This is a genomic window from Sphingomonas canadensis, assembly GCF_026013525.1.
GTDB classification, from domain to species: domain Bacteria; phylum Pseudomonadota; class Alphaproteobacteria; order Sphingomonadales; family Sphingomonadaceae; genus Sphingomonas; species Sphingomonas canadensis.
In genome coordinates this window covers 19,454-35,918 of the sequence record NZ_JAPDRA010000003.1, presented here as the reverse complement: position 1 = coordinate 35,918, position 16,465 = coordinate 19,454, and the positions used below count along the sequence as shown (strand labels likewise).

Annotated in this window: 15 protein-coding genes; 2 read left to right on the top strand and 13 right to left on the bottom strand. The window is 70.3% G+C overall.

Going from position 1 to position 16,465, the window contains the following annotated elements:
* Positions 1–5 precede the first annotated feature (5 nt).
* A complete protein-coding gene (locus tag OM513_RS07655; RefSeq protein WP_264943579.1) occupies positions 6–695 on the bottom strand; it encodes a nuclear transport factor 2 family protein in 690 nt (229 codons plus the stop codon).
* A gap of 66 nt (positions 696–761) precedes the next feature.
* Complete coding sequence (locus tag OM513_RS07650; RefSeq protein ID WP_264943578.1) at positions 762–1,544, bottom strand: SDR family NAD(P)-dependent oxidoreductase; 783 nt, start codon at positions 1,542–1,544, stop codon at positions 762–764.
* 128 nt (positions 1,545–1,672) lie between these two features.
* Between OM513_RS07650 and OM513_RS07645 the strand changes: the two genes are divergently transcribed.
* Positions 1,673–2,653, top strand: a complete 981-nt coding sequence (locus tag OM513_RS07645) for a LysR family transcriptional regulator (RefSeq protein WP_264943577.1) — start codon at positions 1,673–1,675, stop codon at positions 2,651–2,653.
* A gap of 28 nt (positions 2,654–2,681) precedes the next feature.
* Here OM513_RS07645 and OM513_RS07640 read toward each other — a convergent pair whose 3' ends face one another.
* From OM513_RS07640 to OM513_RS07600, 9 genes are all read right to left on the bottom strand, one after another.
* A complete protein-coding gene (locus OM513_RS07640) occupies positions 2,682–3,419 on the bottom strand; it encodes an SDR family oxidoreductase (protein WP_264943576.1) in 738 nt (245 codons plus the stop codon).
* Between the two features lie 120 nt (positions 3,420–3,539).
* On the bottom strand, positions 3,540–3,788 hold the full coding sequence (locus OM513_RS07635) for a hypothetical protein (protein WP_264943575.1): 249 nt from the start codon (positions 3,786–3,788) through the stop codon (positions 3,540–3,542).
* A gap of 90 nt (positions 3,789–3,878) precedes the next feature.
* On the bottom strand, positions 3,879–4,574 hold the full coding sequence (locus OM513_RS07630) for a response regulator (RefSeq protein WP_264943574.1): 696 nt from the start codon (positions 4,572–4,574) through the stop codon (positions 3,879–3,881).
* A complete protein-coding gene (locus OM513_RS07625; RefSeq protein ID WP_264943573.1) occupies positions 4,571–7,231 on the bottom strand; it encodes a sensor histidine kinase in 2,661 nt (886 codons plus the stop codon). The genes OM513_RS07630 and OM513_RS07625 overlap by 4 nt, the downstream gene beginning before the upstream one ends.
* Positions 7,228–7,809, bottom strand: coding sequence for a potassium-transporting ATPase subunit KdpC (gene kdpC, locus OM513_RS07620; RefSeq protein ID WP_264943572.1), 582 nt, complete (start codon positions 7,807–7,809; stop codon positions 7,228–7,230). The genes OM513_RS07625 and kdpC overlap by 4 nt, the downstream gene beginning before the upstream one ends.
* Positions 7,810–7,917: 108 nt before the next feature.
* Positions 7,918–9,948 (bottom strand): potassium-transporting ATPase subunit KdpB, encoded by a 2,031-nt coding sequence (kdpB, locus tag OM513_RS07615; RefSeq protein WP_264943571.1) that lies wholly within the window; start codon positions 9,946–9,948, stop codon positions 7,918–7,920.
* Between the two features lie 14 nt (positions 9,949–9,962).
* Positions 9,963–11,678 (bottom strand): potassium-transporting ATPase subunit KdpA, encoded by a 1,716-nt coding sequence (gene kdpA / locus OM513_RS07610; RefSeq protein ID WP_264943570.1) that lies wholly within the window; start codon positions 11,676–11,678, stop codon positions 9,963–9,965.
* 13 nt (positions 11,679–11,691) lie between these two features.
* Entirely contained in the window at positions 11,692–11,781 is a 90-nt protein-coding gene (gene kdpF, locus OM513_RS07605; protein WP_264943569.1) for a K(+)-transporting ATPase subunit F, read from the bottom strand.
* A 338-nt stretch (positions 11,782–12,119) separates the two neighbouring features.
* Positions 12,120–13,013, bottom strand: coding sequence for a helix-turn-helix domain-containing protein (locus OM513_RS07600; RefSeq protein WP_264943568.1), 894 nt, complete (start codon positions 13,011–13,013; stop codon positions 12,120–12,122).
* 97 nt (positions 13,014–13,110) lie between these two features.
* Between OM513_RS07600 and pobA the strand changes: the two genes are divergently transcribed.
* Positions 13,111–14,286 carry a 4-hydroxybenzoate 3-monooxygenase gene (gene pobA / locus OM513_RS07595; protein WP_264943567.1) on the top strand — a complete coding sequence of 392 codons (1,176 nt, stop codon included), beginning with the start codon at positions 13,111–13,113 and terminating at the stop codon, positions 14,284–14,286.
* A gap of 177 nt (positions 14,287–14,463) precedes the next feature.
* Here the strand turns inward: pobA and hslU are convergent, their stop codons facing one another.
* Entirely contained in the window at positions 14,464–15,759 is a 1,296-nt protein-coding gene (gene hslU, locus OM513_RS07590) for an ATP-dependent protease ATPase subunit HslU (protein ID WP_264943566.1), read from the bottom strand.
* Between the two features lie 117 nt (positions 15,760–15,876).
* Entirely contained in the window at positions 15,877–16,437 is a 561-nt protein-coding gene (gene hslV / locus OM513_RS07585; RefSeq protein ID WP_264943565.1) for an ATP-dependent protease subunit HslV, read from the bottom strand.
* Positions 16,438–16,465: the final 28 nt, after the last annotated feature.

Genomic DNA, 16,465 nt, shown 5'->3' with positions numbered 1-16,465 from the left:
CCCGATCAGCGCTTCGCCAGCTTCTTCGCGATCACCGGATGGGCGTAATGCACCGGCGTGTCCTGGCGGTACGGCCAGGTCTCGCGCTTGGTGTCGAGCAGCACGTCGGGGCCAAGCGGGTCTTCCGGATACAGCACCTGCGCCGGGCGCAGATGGGCGTCGGTGTGGGCCCAGCCGGTTTCGTAATCGGCCTGCCACTGCAGCATGTAATCCAGCCGCTTGATCTTCCACACGCCGTCCTCGCGGACATAGTCGTTCTCGTAGATGCCCGATTCCATGAACTGCTGGGGCACGCCTTCCGGCCGGAACTTGCGGATGTCGTGCGATCCGCCGAGCAGCACGCCGCGGAAGCGGCCCTTGGCGGTCTTGCGGTCGTCGGCGATGGTGATCACGTCCTGCATCTGGATGTGGTCGAACAGGAATCCGTCGTCGGCGCCCTCGCGGCCCTGGTTGAAGAGCTGCTGGATCCAGTCGATGTACAGGCGGCGGATGCCCGCGTGCCCCTTGTACACGCCGGAGAGGAAGATGACCTCCGCATCCTCGGCGAACAGGTTCACCACATCCTCATAATGGCAGTAATCGATGTAATAGCCGTAGGAGAACTGGATCCGGCGGATGTCGGTGATGTCCTCCAGCCGGCCCAGCCGGTCGGCCAGCTCGGCGTTCTGCTGCTTCAGCGCTTCGATCTCGTCCATGTCCTGCTTCCTGCGTTGGCGGGATCGCGATCCCGGGGTTCGTGGGGGGTGAAGGGAGGGGCTGCCTCAGCCGACGGCCAGCGTGCCCAGCACGCCGCCGTCGACCGACCATGACTGGCCGGTCACATGGCTGGCGGCTTCGGAAAGGAGGAAGGCGGCGACCTCGCCCGCTTCCTCCGCGCTACCCATCCGCTTCTGCGGGATCGATCGCGCCAGCCCGGCCAGCGCAGCGGGATCGATCGCGGCCATCATCGGCGTCTCGATGAAGCCGGGGATCAGGCAGTTGGAGCGGACGTTTGCGGGCGCCGCCTCGATCGCGATCGCGCGCGCCAGCCCCAGCAGGCCGTGCTTCGATGCGACATAGGCGGCGTTGTTGGCCATGCCCCGCGCGCTCGCCAGGCTGCCAGTGAAGAGCAGCGTGCCGCGCCCGCGCGCCATCATGCCGGGCAGCACGCGCTTCACCGCCCAGAAGGGGCTGGTCAGGTTGGTGCGGAGCACCGCGTCGAACTCGGCGTCGTCATAGTCTCCGGCGGCGGCGAAGCGCCCGCCCGATCCGGCGTTGGCGAACAGGCCGTATAGCGGGCCGAACGCCGCCTCCGCCGCGTCGATCGCGGCGTCGAGCTGGTCGCGGTCGGATATGTCGGCGGCCAGGCATTCGGCGATGCCGCCGGCCTCGCGGATCTCGCGCGCCGCCGTCTCCACCACCTCGCGCCGCCGCGCGACCAGGAACACCCGCGCGCCGCGCGCCGCCAGCAGCCCCGCGGTGGCGCGGCCGATGCCGGTCGATGCACCGGTGACCAGGATGGAATCGCCGTCGAACGTCAACTTCGAAGTCGACTTGTTATGCATCAGCATCTCTCCTGCCCCGGTTATTCCGCCTCCTCCGCCGCGCCGGAAGGGGTGCTCCGGTCATGTTGGACATGAATGGGATTCATGAATATGCCCGTTGCGGGCGAGCGGAACCGGGGAGAGGATGGATGGCGCGCCGCGATTCGCATGAGACGCTGCGGCGGCTGGACCTGAACCTGCTGGTGGTGTTCGACGCGATGATCCGCTTCGGCAGCATCACGCGGGCGGCCGGTCACCTGGGCATGACGCAGAGCGCCGCAAGCCATGCGCTGAAGCGCCTGCGCGGCTTCTTCGGCGATCCGCTGTTCGTGCGCAGCGGCCAGGGCATGCTGCCCACCAGCCGCGCCGAGGAGATCGGCCGGTCGGTGGCGGAGATCGTGGCGGTGCTGCGCAACACGCTGTTGACCAGGACCGGCTTCGATCCCTCGCTGGCCGATCGCGACATCACGCTGTTCCTGCACGATTACGGCGAGCTGGTGATCCTGCCCGCGCTGGCGGCGGAGCTGCGCGCGGCGGCGCCGCGATGCCGGATCAAGGTGGCGCCGGTCTCGGGCGACAGCCTGATCAAGGGGCTGGAGGAGGGCTGGATCGATCTCGCCATCTCAGGCCCCGCCGCCTTTTCGGGCGAGGTGCTGCAGCAGCGGCTGTTTGACGCGGGCTATGCGGTGGCGGCCAGCACCGCCGCGCGCTTTGCCGAGCCGCTGTCGGCGGAGGCCTTCGCGGCGCTGGACCAGGTGGTGATCCGCCCGGTGCGGCCGGACAAGCTGCCGGTCGACACGCTACTGGTGGAGAGCGAGATGCCGCGGCGCGAGCGGGTGGTGACGCCCTACACCATGGCGGTCCCGGCGCTGCTGGCGGCCAATCCGGACATGGTGGCGATCGTCCCCGGCGCCTTCATCGCCAGCCCGTCCGCCGCCGGGCTGATCCGCCGGGTGGAGACCGCATTCGGCTTTCCCAGCGTGCCCGTGTTCCAATATTGGCACCGGCGCCACCATGCCGATCCCTTCAGCGTCTGGCTGCGCGGCGTGGTGCGCAGGTTGTTCGGCGGCGGTGACGACCCCACCGCCCCTGCCCCCGCGGCGGCCGGCGGAGGTGCCCGGCCGATATGAACACCATTCATGGCCGGTGGGCAGGCCCCTACCGAGCCCCCGCCACCAGGATCGTCGTCCCCGCGACGTAGGATGCGCGGTCAGAGACGAGGTACATCACCGCATCCGCCACCTCCTGCGGCTCGCCGATGCGCTTCATCGGCAGGGCGTCGACGATGCGGTCCAGATGGCCCTCGGCATGGATCTCGGTGACGATCGGGCCGGGCGCCACGCCGTTCACGCGGATGCCCTCCGCCGCCACTTCCTTGGCCAGCCCGATCGTCAGGCTGTCGATCCCGCCCTTCGACGCGGCGTACCACACATGCTGCGCGGGCGATCCGATCTGCGATGCGCGCGAGGAGAGCAGGACGATCGAACCGCCCTGCCCGCCCAGCCGCGTCGACATCCGCCGGATCGCCTCGCGCGCGAAGATCAGCGCGCCGGTCAGGTTCACCTCGATCACGCGCGCCAGCGTCGCGTCGTCCTGATCCGCCAGCATCCCGACGCCGCCGGTGATTCCGCCGTTATAGACCGCGGCCGCCAGCGGCCCGCCCATCCGGTCGGCGGCGGCGAACAGCGCGGCCACGTCCTCCGGCCGCCCGGTATCGGCCCGCACGGCCTCTGCCACGCCGCCCTCCGCGCGGATCGCATCGGCCACCGCCTCGGCAGCATCCGCGCGCCCGGCATAGCTCAGCAGCACGCGGTATCCGGCCACGGCCGCGCTGCGCGCGATCGCCGCGCCGATGCCGCGGCTGCCGCCGGTGACGAGGAACAGAGGGCTGGTCATGCTGCGCGGCTCACCTTCCATCGGATCGGCCCCGGAGGGTCTGGCCGGTGCCGTGCCACCGGCGCGCGCCGGGGTCATGCACCATGCGGCAGCAATTTGCGCACGAAAGCCGTGCCCGGGTCAAACCTGCCCGTTGCCACCCCCGTGCCAGCGGCCGGGAACGGGCACCAGATCGAACAGCCCGCGCCCCTCGAACAGCAGCGCCGCGCCCAGCGATGCCGCCAGAAAGGCCGCCGCGGCGAGCAGCATCGCCAACGCCCCGGGCGCCATCCCGCGCAGCGCCTGCCCGGCCAGCGCGGCGATCGAGAGCAGCAGCATGCCCGCTGCGCGCAGCAGCAGGGCGGCGGAGGTGCGGCGATGCCATTCCATGCCGCTTCAGCTAGGCCCGCGCGCATAGGCAAGCGAGACGGGCGCCGCGCCAATCGCATTGGAATCGCATAAGGTTCGGCGGCGGCGCGGCTATCCCTCGGCGCCCATCAGCCGGTATCCCACGCCCAGTTCGTTGACCACGATCGCGGGCCGTGCCGGATCAGCCTCCAGCTTCTGGCGCAGGTTGCGGATCACCACGCGCAGATATTCGATGTGCCGTTCATGCTCCAGCGGCCACACCGCATCCAGGAGCTGACGGTGGGTGATGACGCGCCCGGGAAAGCGGGCCAGCTCGGCCACCACGGCGAACTCCTTGGGGGTCAGGTGGATCTCCTCCCCGTCCCGCGTCACGCGATGGTTGACCAGATCGAAGGCGACGCCGCCCGCGGTGACGCCCGTGCGCCCGCCCTCCGCCGTCAGCCGCCCGCGCAACGCCGCGCGCACCCGCGCCAGCAGCTCCTCGGTATCGAACGGCTTGGTGACGTAATCGACCGCGCCCAGATCGAGCGCGGTCACCTTCTGCTCGGTCGCCTCGCGCGCGGAGACCACCAGGATCGCGGCACGCGATTGCTTGCGGATCGCGGGGATCAGCTCCAGTCCGTCGCGATCGGGCAGGCCCAGGTCGAGCAGCACCACATCGGGCTGTGCCTGGGGCAGCGCCTCGATCGCCTGGCGGCCGTTGGCGGCCTCGGCCACGCGGTAGCCCGCGCGGGCCAGCGTGCCGCTCAACAGGCGGCGGATGTGCGGCTCGTCGTCGATCACCAGCACGGCGGGCAGGCTGCTCATAGGGCGCTCTCCTCTCCGGTCTCGCGGATCAGCAGCGCCTCGGGGAAGCGCAGCGTGAAGCGCGCGCCGCGCGGCTCGCCGCGGTTGGCGGCCTCCACGCTCAGCCCCATCGCCTCGGCAAAGCCCTTGACGATGGCCAGGCCCAGCCCGGTGCCGGTCTTGGACCGGTCCGATCCCTCCAGCCGGCGGAACCGCTCGAAAACCTCCGCCTCGCGCCCCGGGGGCAGGCCCGGCCCTTCGTCCAGCACCGACAGCGCGAGCGACCCGGCAGAACGCTCGGCGGCGATGGCGATCGGCGTGCCGGGATCGGCATAGCGCCCCGCATTGTCGAGCAGGTTGATCAGGCAATGGTGGAAGAGCTGCGGATCGACGCGCACCAGCGGCAGGCCGGGCGACACGTCCAGCCGCACCGCATGCCCGTCCAGCGTGGCGCGCGTATCATGGACCGCGGCGGCCACCGCGTCGGTCAGGTCCACCGGCTCGACGCCCAGCTTCATCGCCCCCGCCTCCACCCGCGCCATATCGAGCAGGTTGGCGACGAAACGGTTGAGCCGCTGCGATTCGGCGTCGATCGTCTCGATCAGCGCGGGGCTGGGCGCTTGGCGCAGCTCGCGCACCGCCGCCAGGATCGAGGTGAGCGGCGTGCGCAGATCGTGGCTGACCGACGAGAGCAGCGCCGCGCGCAGCCGGTCGCGCTCGCGCAGCTCGGCCACGCCGCGCATATCGTCGCGCAGCCGCATCCGCTCTAGTGCCAGCGCGGCCTGGTCGAGCAGGCTCATCAGCAGCGGGATCTGGTCCGAACGCACCGTGCCCTGCGCGTCGTCGCGCGCCAGCCCGATCGCGGCGATCGTGCCGCCCGCGGCCTTGAGCGGGTAGAACAGCCAGTCGGACGCGGTCAGCGTGTCCGATCCGCGGCCCGCGGGCAGGCCGCGCTCCAGCGTCCATTGCGCGGCGGCGCGCTCCATCGTCTCCAGCCGGTCCTCGGGCGGAAAGGCGGCGCGCAGCAACGGCCCGTCGGGCGACATGGTGAGCATCACCGTGCGCAGGTCCAGCAGCCGCGCGACCTCCGCGCACACCGCCTGCATCAGCTCCTCCTCGTTCGCCGCATCGCCCAGCCGCCGCAGGAATCCGGCCAGCGCCGCATTCTGCCGCGCGCTGCCCGCCGCCAGGTCCGCCTGCGCGCGCACCCGCGCCGAAAGCTGGCTGGTCGCCACCGCCACCCCCAGCAGGACGATGATCGTCACCACATTCTCGGGGTTCTGCACGGTCAGCGTGCCGGTGGGCGGCAGGAAGAAGAAGTTGTACGCCAGCGACGATATCGCGCCGGCATAGAGCGCCGGCCAGCGGCCGTAGAGGCTGGCCGCCACCATCACCGGCAGCAGATAGAGCAGCGCTACATTGCCCAGGTCCAGGATGTGGAGCAGCATGCTCCCCGCCATGGTCACCGCCGCCACCATCGCGGTGGTAAGGCCATAGGCGGCGGGCGAACCGTAATCGCGGCGGCGCTGGCGGGGGGCGGCCGGGGCGCCGCGCTCCATCGGCATCACGTGCACGGCCACCCCGGGGGTGGAGCGCACCAGCCGGTCCACCACCGATCCGTGGCGCAGCTCGAACCAGCGCGACCGCGCCGACTTGCCGACGATGAGCTGGGTCGCGCGCGCCTCCGCCAGATAGCTGCGGATGCCCTCGGTCACCGTCTCCGCGGGCACGGAGACCACCGCCGCGCCGAGCTGGCTCGCCAGGTTCAGCGCGGCGGCCAGGCGGCGGCGCTCCTCCTCGCCGAAATGCTGCTGGCGCGGGGTTTCGACATGCAACGCGGTCCAGGGCGCGCGCATCGCGTCGGCGGTGCGCTTGGCGGCGCGCACCAGCTCCTCCGATCCGGACAGCTCGCTCACCGCCACCACGATCCGCTCGCCCACCGCCCAGTTGCCCGCCAGCGCGTGGCTGCGCAGATAGTCGAGCATCTGCGTGTCCACCGCCTGCGCGGCGCGGCGCAGCGCCAGCTCGCGCAGCGCCGACAGGTTCGATTTGGAGAAGAAATGCGCCAGCGCGCGCGTCGCCTCCTCGGGGACATAGACCTTGCCGGCCTTCAGCCGCTCGATCAGCTCGTCGGGGGGCAGGTCCACCACCTCGATCTCGGCGCGCTCCAGCAGCCGGTCGGGCACCGTCTCGCGCACCCGGACATGGGTGAAGCTGGCGACGACGTCGTTCAGGCTCTCGATATGCTGGATGTTGACGGTGGTGAACACGTCGATCCCGGCATCGAGCAGCTCCTCCACATCCTGGTATCGCTTGGGATGGCGGCTGCCGGGCGCGTTGCTGTGCGCCAGCTCGTCGACCAGCACCAGCCCCGGGCGGCGGGCCAGGATGGCGTCGATGTCCATCTCGCGCAGCACATGGCCCTGGTGCGCGATCTCGCGCCGCGGCACGATCTCGTACCCGCGGGTCAGCGCCTCGGTCTCTGCGCGGCCGTGGGTTTCCACCACGCCGATGACGACATCGGCGCCGTCGCGCATCCGCTCCGCGCCGCCCAGCAGCATCTCATAGGTCTTGCCGACGCCGGGGGCGGCGCCCAGGAACACCTTCAGGCGCCCCCTGCCTTCCTGCGCGGCGACGCGCAGCAGGGCATCGGGATCGGGACGATCGGGATCGCTCACCGCGCGGCTGTAGCATCCAGCGCGCGGTTGAGCAGCAGCACATTGACGCGCGGCTCGCCCAGGAAGCCCAGCATCGGCCGCTCGATCTGCCGCGCGATCAGCGCGCGCACCGCGTCCTCGCGCATCCCGCGCGCCCTGGCGACGCGGGCGGCCTGGAAAAAGGCCGCCTCGGGGCTGACATGGGGATCGAGCCCCGAGGCGGAGGCAGTCACCAGATCGGCGGGAACCGGCTGGCCTGGTGCGGGGGACAGCGCGGCCGCATCGGCGCGCACGCGATCGGTGAGCGCCTGGCTGGCCGGGCCAAGGTTGGAGCCGGCGGAGGCGAGCGCGTCATAGCCCCTGCCCGCCGCCGAGGGGCGCGGGTGGAAATAGCGATCGGCGGCGAAGCCCTGGCCGATCAGGCTGGATCCGATCACATTGCCCTTCGCATCGCGGATCAGGCTGCCGTTGGCCTGCGCCGGGAACAGCGCCTGGCCGATGCCGGTCAGCGCCAGCGGATACAGGATGCCCAGCAGCATCGCGAACAGGATCGTCATTGCGATCGCGGGGCGGAGCGAGGTCTTGAGGTCTGCGAACATTGTCTTCTTCCTTCCCCCCTCCCGCAGGCGGGAGGGGTCGGGGGAGGGCCTGCTTGAAATCGCTGGGGACAGGCCCTCCCCCAGCCCCTCCCGCAAGCGGGAGGGGGGCTAGGCCAGGCCGATGGCGTTCACCGCCAGATCGATCGCCTTGATCCCCGCGAAGGGCACCAGCACCCCGCCCAGCCCGTAGACCAGCAGGTTGCGCCGCAGCAGCGGCCCGGCGCCGATCGGGCGATACTTCACGCCCTTCAGCGCCAGCGGCACCAGCGCCGGGATGATCAGCGCGTTGAAGATGATCGCGGAGAGGATCGCCGATCCGGGGCTCGCCAGCCCCATCACGTTGAGCACCCCCAGCCCCGGATAGAGCACCGCGAACATCGCCGGGATGATCGCGAAATATTTCGCGATGTCGTTGGCGACCGAGAAGGTGGTCAGCGATCCGCGCGTCATCAGGAGCTGCTTGCCCAGCCCCACGATCTCGATCAGCTTGGTCGGATCGCTGTCCAGGTCGACCATGTTGCCGGCCTCGCGCGCGGCCTGGGTGCCGGTGTTCATCGCCACCCCCACGTCCGCCTGCGCCAGCGCGGGCGCGTCGTTGGTGCCGTCGCCGCACATCGCGACCAGCTTGCCGCCGGCCTGCTCGCTGCGGATCAGCGCCAGCTTGTCCTCCGGCGTCGCCTGGGCCAGGAAATCGTCCACCCCTGCCTCGGCGGCGATGGCGGCGGCGGTCAGCGGATTGTCTCCGGTGATCATCACGGTGCGGATGCCCATGCGGCGCAGCTCGCCGAAGCGTTCGCGGATGCCGGCCTTCACCACGTCCTTCAGCGCCACCGCGCCCAGGATGCGGCCGTCCTTCGCCACCGCCAGCGGGGTCATGCCCGCGCGCGCGATCTCGTCGGTGGCGCGGCGCAGTTCGGTGGCGGCGGGCGTGTCGTCCAGCCCCGGATGCGCGCGCAGCACCGAATCGACCGCGCCCTTCTCGATCAGCACTGCGCCGGTGCGCACCCCCGATATGCGCGTCTGCGCGGTGAAGGGGATCACCTCCGCGCCCGCCGGCAGCGCCTCGTGGCCGATGTCGAAGCGTTCGCGCGCCAGCACCACGATCGAACGGCCCTCGGGCGTCTCGTCGGCCAGGCTGGCGAGCAGCGCGGCCTCGGCCAGCTCGCTCACCTGCACGCCGGGCACGGGGCGGAACTCGCTCGCCTGGCGGTCGCCCACGGTGATCGTGCCGGTCTTGTCGAGCAACAGCGTATCGACGTCGCCCGCCGCCTCCACCGCGCGGCCGGACTTGGCGAGCACGTTGAAGCGCACCAGCCGGTCCATCCCCGCGATGCCGATGGCGGAAAGCAGCGCCGCGATCGTCGTCGGGATCAGCGTGATCAGCAGCGCGGCCAGGATCACCACCGGGATCGCCCCGCCCGCATAGCCGGCAAAGGCGGGGATGGTGCCCACCGCGATCAGGAAGATGATCGTCAGCCCGACGAGCAGGATCGTCAGCGCGATCTCGTTCGGGGTCTTCTGCCGCTCGGCGCCCTCGACCAGCGCGATCATGCGATCCAGGAATCCCTGGCCGGGGTTCACCGTCACACGGACCTTGATCTGGTCGGATATGACGCGCGTGCCCGCGGTGACGGCGGAACGGTCACCGCCCGCCTCGCGGATCACGGGCGCGCTCTCGCCGGTGATCGCGGCCTCGTTCACCGATGCCACGCCCTCCACCACCTCGCCGTCGGCGGGGATCAGGTCGCCGGTCTCCACCAGCACGACGTCGCCGATGCGCAGCTCGCCCGCGCCCACCTGCTCGACGCGGCCGTTCCTCAGCCGCTTGGCCGTCAGCTCGGCCTTGGTCGCGCGCAGCGACGCGGCCTGCGCCTTGCCGCGCCCCTCGGCCAGCGCCTCGGCGAAGGTGCCGAACAGCACCGTCAGCCACAGCCAGATCACGATCTGCGCCTTGAAGCCCAGGCCCAGCGGGTCCTGCCCCAGCACGAGCAGCACGGTGAGCAGCGCCGCCACGCAGGCTGTGACGAACAGCACCGGGTTGCGCACCAACTGGCGCGGATCGAGCTTGCGGAACGCTCCGCCGATCGCGGGCGCGATCAGCTCGGCGGTGAACAGCGATTTGCTTGCGGTTCTTGTCATGGTTGCGGTTCCGGTCACGAGAGCGTGCCGCCGATCATCGCCAGATGATCGGCAATGGGTCCCAGCGCCAGGCCGGGCAGGAAGGTGAGGCCGCCGAGGATCAGGATCGTGCCGATCAGTAGCCCGACCCACAGCCCGCCCGTGGTGGGGAACGAGCCCGCCGTCTCCGGCGTGTAGCGCTTGGCGGCGAGCGAGCCCGCGATCGCCAGCATCGGCACGATCACGAAGAAGCGCCCCACCCACATCGCGATGCCCAGCGTCAGGTTGTAGAAGGGCGTTCCCGCGGTCAGCCCGGCAAAGGCCGATCCGTTGTTCCCCGTCGCGCTGGAGAAGGCGTAGAGGATCTCCGAAAAGCCGTGCGGCCCCTTGTTCAGCGGCCCCGCCAGCCCGGCCGGCAGCACCGCCGCCAGCGCCGTGCCGCCCAGAATGAACAGCGGCAGCACCGCGATCGCCAGCACCGCCAGCTTCACCTCGCGCGCTTCGATCTTCTTGCCCACATATTCGGGGGTGCGCCCCACCATCAGCCCCGCGACGAACACGGCCAGGATGGCGAACAGCAGGAAGCCATAGATGCCCGCGCCCACGCCGCCGACCACGATCTCGCCAAGCTGCATGTTGACCAGCGGCACCAGCCCGCCCAGCGCGGTGAAGCTGTCGTGCATCGCGTTGACCGCGCCGCACGAGGCCGCCGTAGTGATCGCCGCGAACAGCGAGGACGCGGCGATGCCGAAGCGCACCTCCTTGCCCTCCATGTTGCCGCCGGCCACGCCGAGCTGGTGGAGCGCCGGGTTGCCCGCCGCTTCCTGCCAATAGGCGATGCCGGTTCCGGCAAGGAACAGCAGCATCATCGCCGCCAGGATCGCCCAGCCCTGCCGCGTGTTGCCCACCGCCTTGCCGAAGCACCAGGTAAGCCCCACGCCGATCGCGAAGATCGACAGCATCTGCACCAGGTTGGTCAGCGCGCCGGGGTTCTCGAACGGATGCGCGCTGTTGGCGTTGAAGAAGCCGCCGCCGTTGGTGCCCAGCATCTTGATCGCCTCCTGCGAGGCGACGGGGCCAAGCGCGATCGCCTGTTTCGCGCCCTCCATCGTGGTGGCCGTCACCTGCTGGTCCAGCGTCTGCGGCACGCCCGCCGCGATCAGGTAGATCGCATAGACGACGCACAGCGGCAGCAGCAGATACAGCGTCACGCGGGTGATATCGGCCCAGAAGTTGCCGATGCCGCCCGCGGTTTCGTTTGGGGCCTGGCGCCGTGCGAACCCGCGGAACAGCGCGAAGGCCAGCGCGATGCCGGTCGCGGCGGAAAGGAAATTGTGGATGGTCAGCCCCAGCATCTGGCTGAGGTTCCCCATCGCCGCCTCGCCCGAATACCATTGCCAGTTGGTGTTGGTGGTGAAGCTCACCGCGGTGTTGAACGCGCCGTCCGGCCCGATATTGGCCATCCCGCCGCTCAGCGGCAGCCACGCCTGGGTGCGCAGCACGGCATAGGTGAGCAACAGCAGCGCGACGTTGAAGACCAGCATGTGGGTGGCGTATTTGCGCCAGCCCATCTCCGCCGCCGGATCGATGCCCGAAAGCCGGTAGAAGCCGCGCTCGACGGGGCCGAGGACGGCGTGGAGCGGCGTGCGCCGCCCTTCGTAAAGCGCGAACAGCCACACGCCCATGGGCTTGGCGATCGCGACGATCAGCGCGGTGAACACCGCGATCAGGGTCCATCCCTGCCAGGTCATGGAATCCCTCCTGTCAGAAGCGTTCCGGCCGCAGCAGCACCGCGACCAGATAGGCGAGAAGGCCGAGCGCCACCGCGCCGGCCAGCCAGAGTTCGAACGTCATGGCGGTCATGCCTCGTCGCACAGCCGGGCATAGCCGAGCGTCGCCGCCAGCAGCCCGAGGACAAGGCCGACCCAAAGGAGATCCTGCATCTTGTGCCTCCATGGAAATCGTCAGGCGCCCGATTAGGAGCGCGCCGCGTTTGGAAGCGAGACGCCAAGCCGTGCCGTGCATTTGTTTTGCATAGGAATCGCGGATTTGCCGGGCAGCCCACAGATCCTCCCCGAGCTCGCCTCGGGGAGGGGGACCGCCGCCGAAGGCGGTGGTGGAGGGGCGGCGCGAAGCGCCGATGTTCCTTTCCGCGGCGGCCCCTCCACTACGCCGCTTCGCCCCGCGCCCGGCTACCCTGCCCGCCGCCGGTATTCGCTGGGCGCCTCTCCCGCATGCCGCGCGAAGAAGCGCGAGAAATAGGCCGGATCGGCGAAGCCCAGCGCATAGCCGATCTCCGCAACGGTCAGCGTCGAATAGAGCAGCGCCCGCCGCGCCTCCAGCAGCGCGCGATCGTCCAGCATCGCCATCGGCGATTGGCCCGCCGCAGCCGCGCAGGCCGCGCGCAGCGTGCTCACGCTCACCCCCAGCGCCGCCGCATGCGCCTCCACCGGCTCGCGCAGGCGGAAGCGCTGCTCGATCCGCTCGCGCAGCCGCGCCACCAGTTCCGCCTGCCGCCCCGGCCGCGGCGCCCCGCCCGCCGCGCCGCGCAGCCGCAGCAGCCCGACGAGCAGCTCCAGCAGCACCGCCTCCGCCGCCGCGCGATGCCCCGGCGCCGCCCAGCTCAGCTCGCGCGCCAGCCGCGCCGCGCGCGCCTCGATCTGGGCGCTCATGTCCCTATCCACCGGAATCGCCCCCAGCCGGATCACCCCCGCCAGCCCGGGATCGCGCAGCTCCAGCCCGCGCAGATAGCCGCTCGACGCGGTGATCACCCAGCCGCGCGATTCGGGATCGAAGTCGAATCCATGCACCGTCCCCGCCGGCACGGTGAGCACGCAGGGCGCGGCGAAGCGCAGCGCCTCGCCCTCGGCGGTCAGCGTGCCGCCGCCCTCCACGATATGCAGCATATGTGCGAGCTGGGCATGGGCATGCGGGCGGATCGTCCATTCGCTGGGGCGCGATCGATCGTCCAGGCTTTCGATGTGCAGGAAGCCCTCGTCCACCTGCCGGTGCGGCTCTCCATAGAGATAGAAGCGCGGCACCGCGCCGTTCGCGCCCTCCCCCGCCGCCTTCCCTGCTCCGCGCATCGCCCGCTCCTTCGGCGAATCGTCCAATGAAACTGCCGCCGCATCCATGGCCCCTTCCCCCCGTCCGCGGCAAGCTCAGGCTTCCAGGGAGAGGTTCATGCGGACACAGGTTGCGATCATCGGCGCCGGCCCGGCAGGCATGCTGCTGGCCCATCTTCTGCATCGCGAGGGCGTGGATTCGGTGGTGCTGGAGCACCGCGACCGCGACTATGTGGAGGGCCGCGTGCGCGCCGGCGTTCTGGAACAGGTGGCGGTCGACCTGATCGACCGGCTCGGCCTGGGCGAGCGCATGCACCGCGAAGGGCTGGTCCATGAAGGCACCAACCTGGCCATCGACGGCGCGATGTTCCGCATCGATATGGCCGCGCTCACGGGCGGCAAGGCGGTGTGGGTCTATGGCCAGCAGGAGGTGATGCGCGACCTGTTCGACGCCGCCGCCCCGCGCGGGATCGAGCCGCTGTGGGGTTCGGAGGACGTGGCGCTCCACGGCATCGACAGCGCGACGCCGCACGTCACCTTCCGCCGCAATGGGCAGGAACATCGCCTCGACTGCGATTTCATCGCCGGGTGCGACGGGTTCCACGGCGTCAGCCGCGCCGCGATGCCCGCCAGCGTGCTGAAGACCTTCGAGCGCGTCTATCCCTTCGGCTGGCTCGGCATCCTGGCAGAGGTGCCGCCCGCCGATCACGAACTGATCTACGCCAACCATGAACGCGGCTTCGCGCTCGCCTCGATGCGCTCGGCGACGCGCAGTCGCTATTATGTCCAGTGCGGCCTCGACGACCGGATCGAGGATTGGAGCGACGCGCGCGTGTGGGACGAAGTGTGCCTGCGCCTCGGCCCCGTGGCCGCGGCGAAGGTGACGCGCGGGCCATCCTTCGAAAAATCCATCGCGCCGTTGCGCAGCTTCGTCGCGGAGCCGATGCGCCACGGCCGGCTGTTCCTGGCGGGCGACGCCGCGCATATCGTGCCGCCCACCGGCGCCAAGGGGCTGAACCTGGCCGCCACCGACGTGATCTTCCTGGCCGAGGCGCTGGCCGATCATTTCCGCACCGGCGCCAGCGCCGGGATCGACGGCTATTCGGCGCGGGCGCTGGCGCGGGTGTGGAAGGCGGAACGCTTCAGTTGGTGGTTCACCAGCCTGACGCACCGTTTCCCGGACATGGACCCCTTCGCGCGGCGCATGCAGATGGCCGAGCTGGACTATATCCGCGGCTCCGAAGCCGCCCAGCGCACCGTCGCCGAAAACTATGTCGGCCTGCCGCTGGACTGAGGCGCTCCCCGCACCGGGGAAGCAGGAACAGCCCGCCGCCCAGCTCCCCGATATGGAGCAGGACACCACCAACCCCGTTCGCCCCGAGCCCGTCGAAGGGCGTCAGCCACAGACGACTCGCTTGAGGGACGCGCGCTTCGGCATCCCCAGGGCGAACGGGCAGGAGTGCCCCCGCCGCTACAGCACGTAGCGGCTGAGGTCCGTGTTCCGCGCCACGCTGGAAAGCTGGCCGTCGACATAGGCCGCGTCGATCACCAGCGCCGATCCGGCGCGGTCCTCCGCGTCGAAGCTCACCTCCTCCAGCAGCTTTTCCATCACCGTCTGCAGGCGGCGGGCGCCGATATTCTCGATCTCCGCGTTCACCTCCGCGGCGATCTTCGCCACCGCGCGGATGCCGTCTTCGGTGAAGTCGATCGTCACCCCCTCGGTGCCCAGCAGCGCGGCATATTGCTGCACCAGGCTGGCCTTGGTGTCCGACAGGATCGCGACGAAATCCTCCTCGGTCAGCGCCTTCAGCTCGACGCGGATCGGCAGGCGGCCCTGAAGCTCGGGCAGCAGGTCGCTGGGCTTGGCGACGTGGAAGGCGCCGCTGGCGATGAACAGGATGTGGTCGGTCTTCATCGGCCCATATTTGGTGGCCACCGTGGTGCCCTCGATCAGCGGCAGCAGGTCGCGCTGCACGCCCTCGCGGCTCACCGATCCGCCGCGCACGTCGCTGACCGCGATCTTGTCGATCTCGTCCAGGAAGACGATGCCGTTGGCCTCCGCGTCCGCCAGCGCGACGCGGCTCACCTCCTCCTGGTCCAGCCTTTTGTCGGCCTCTTCCTCGACCAGCTTGGCCCAGGCGGCGGGGACGGTCATCTTGCGGCGCTTCAGCGGCGGGCCGCCGAACGCCTTGCCCATCATCTCGCCCAGGTTGATCATCTGCGGGCCGGCGCCGGGGACGTCGAACGGCATCTGCGGCGCCTGCTCCACCTCGATCTCGATCTCGGTCGCGTCGAGCACGCCGTCGTGGAAGCGCTGCTTGAACGCCTCGCGCGTGGCGGTGGAGCTGTCCTTGCCGGTCAGCGCATCGAGCAGCCGGGCCATCGCCGCCTCCTCCGCCTTGTCCTTCACGGCGGCGCGGCGGCGCTCCTTCTCAAGCCGGATCGATTCCTCCACCAGGTCGCGGGCGATCTGCTCGACGTCGCGGCCGACATAGCCGACCTCGGTGAACTTGGTCGCCTCCACCTTGATGAACGGCGCGTCGGCCAGCTTGGCCAGGCGGCGGCTGATCTCGGTCTTGCCGCATCCGGTGGGGCCGATCATCAGGATGTTCTTGGGCGTCACCTCGTCGCGCAGCTCGGGGGCGAGCTGCTGGCGGCGCCAGCGGTTGCGCAGCGCGACGGCGACCGCCTTCTTCGCGTCCTTCTGGCCGATGATATGCGCGTCCAGCGCGGCGACGATCGTCTTGGGGGTAAGATTCTGGTTCATGCTTCTTTCTCTCCCCTCCCGCTCGCGGGAGGGGCCGGGGGATGGGGTGATGCCCGCTTGCGAAGCGGCCCGGGGGAACACGCCCTCCGCTGGCCCTTCCCGCAGGCGGGAGGGGATTCAGGTCGCGCTGTCCATCGCCTCCACGGTCAGCCGGTCGTTGGTGTAGACGCACAGCTCCGCCGCGATCGCCATCGCCTTGCGCGCCAGCGTCTCGGCGTCCTGCTCATAATCCACCAGCGCGCGCGCGGCGGCGAGCGCATAATTGCCGCCCGATCCGATCGCGGCGACTCCGCCTTCGGGCTCCAGCACGTCGCCGTTGCCGGTGATCACCAGCGTCGCCTCCTTGTCGGCGACGATCAGCATCGCTTCCAGGTTGCGCAGATATTTGTCGGTGCGCCAATCCTTGGCCAGTTCCACCGCGGCGCGCATCAGATGGCCGTTGTGCCGCTCCAGCTTGGCCTCCAGCCGCTCGAACAGGGTAAACGCATCCGCGGTCGCCCCGGCGAAGCCCGCGATCACCTTGCCGTCGCCCAAAGGCCGTACTTTCCGTGCGTTGGGCTTCATCACCGTCTGGCCGGCGGTAACCTGGCCGTCTCCGGCGATAACCACCTTCCCGCTCTTCCTAACCGACAGGATGGTGGTACCATGCCATGCCGGCGCTTTCCCGTTCTCGCTCATGGCGAGCCATATGGGGAGGGCCGGGCGC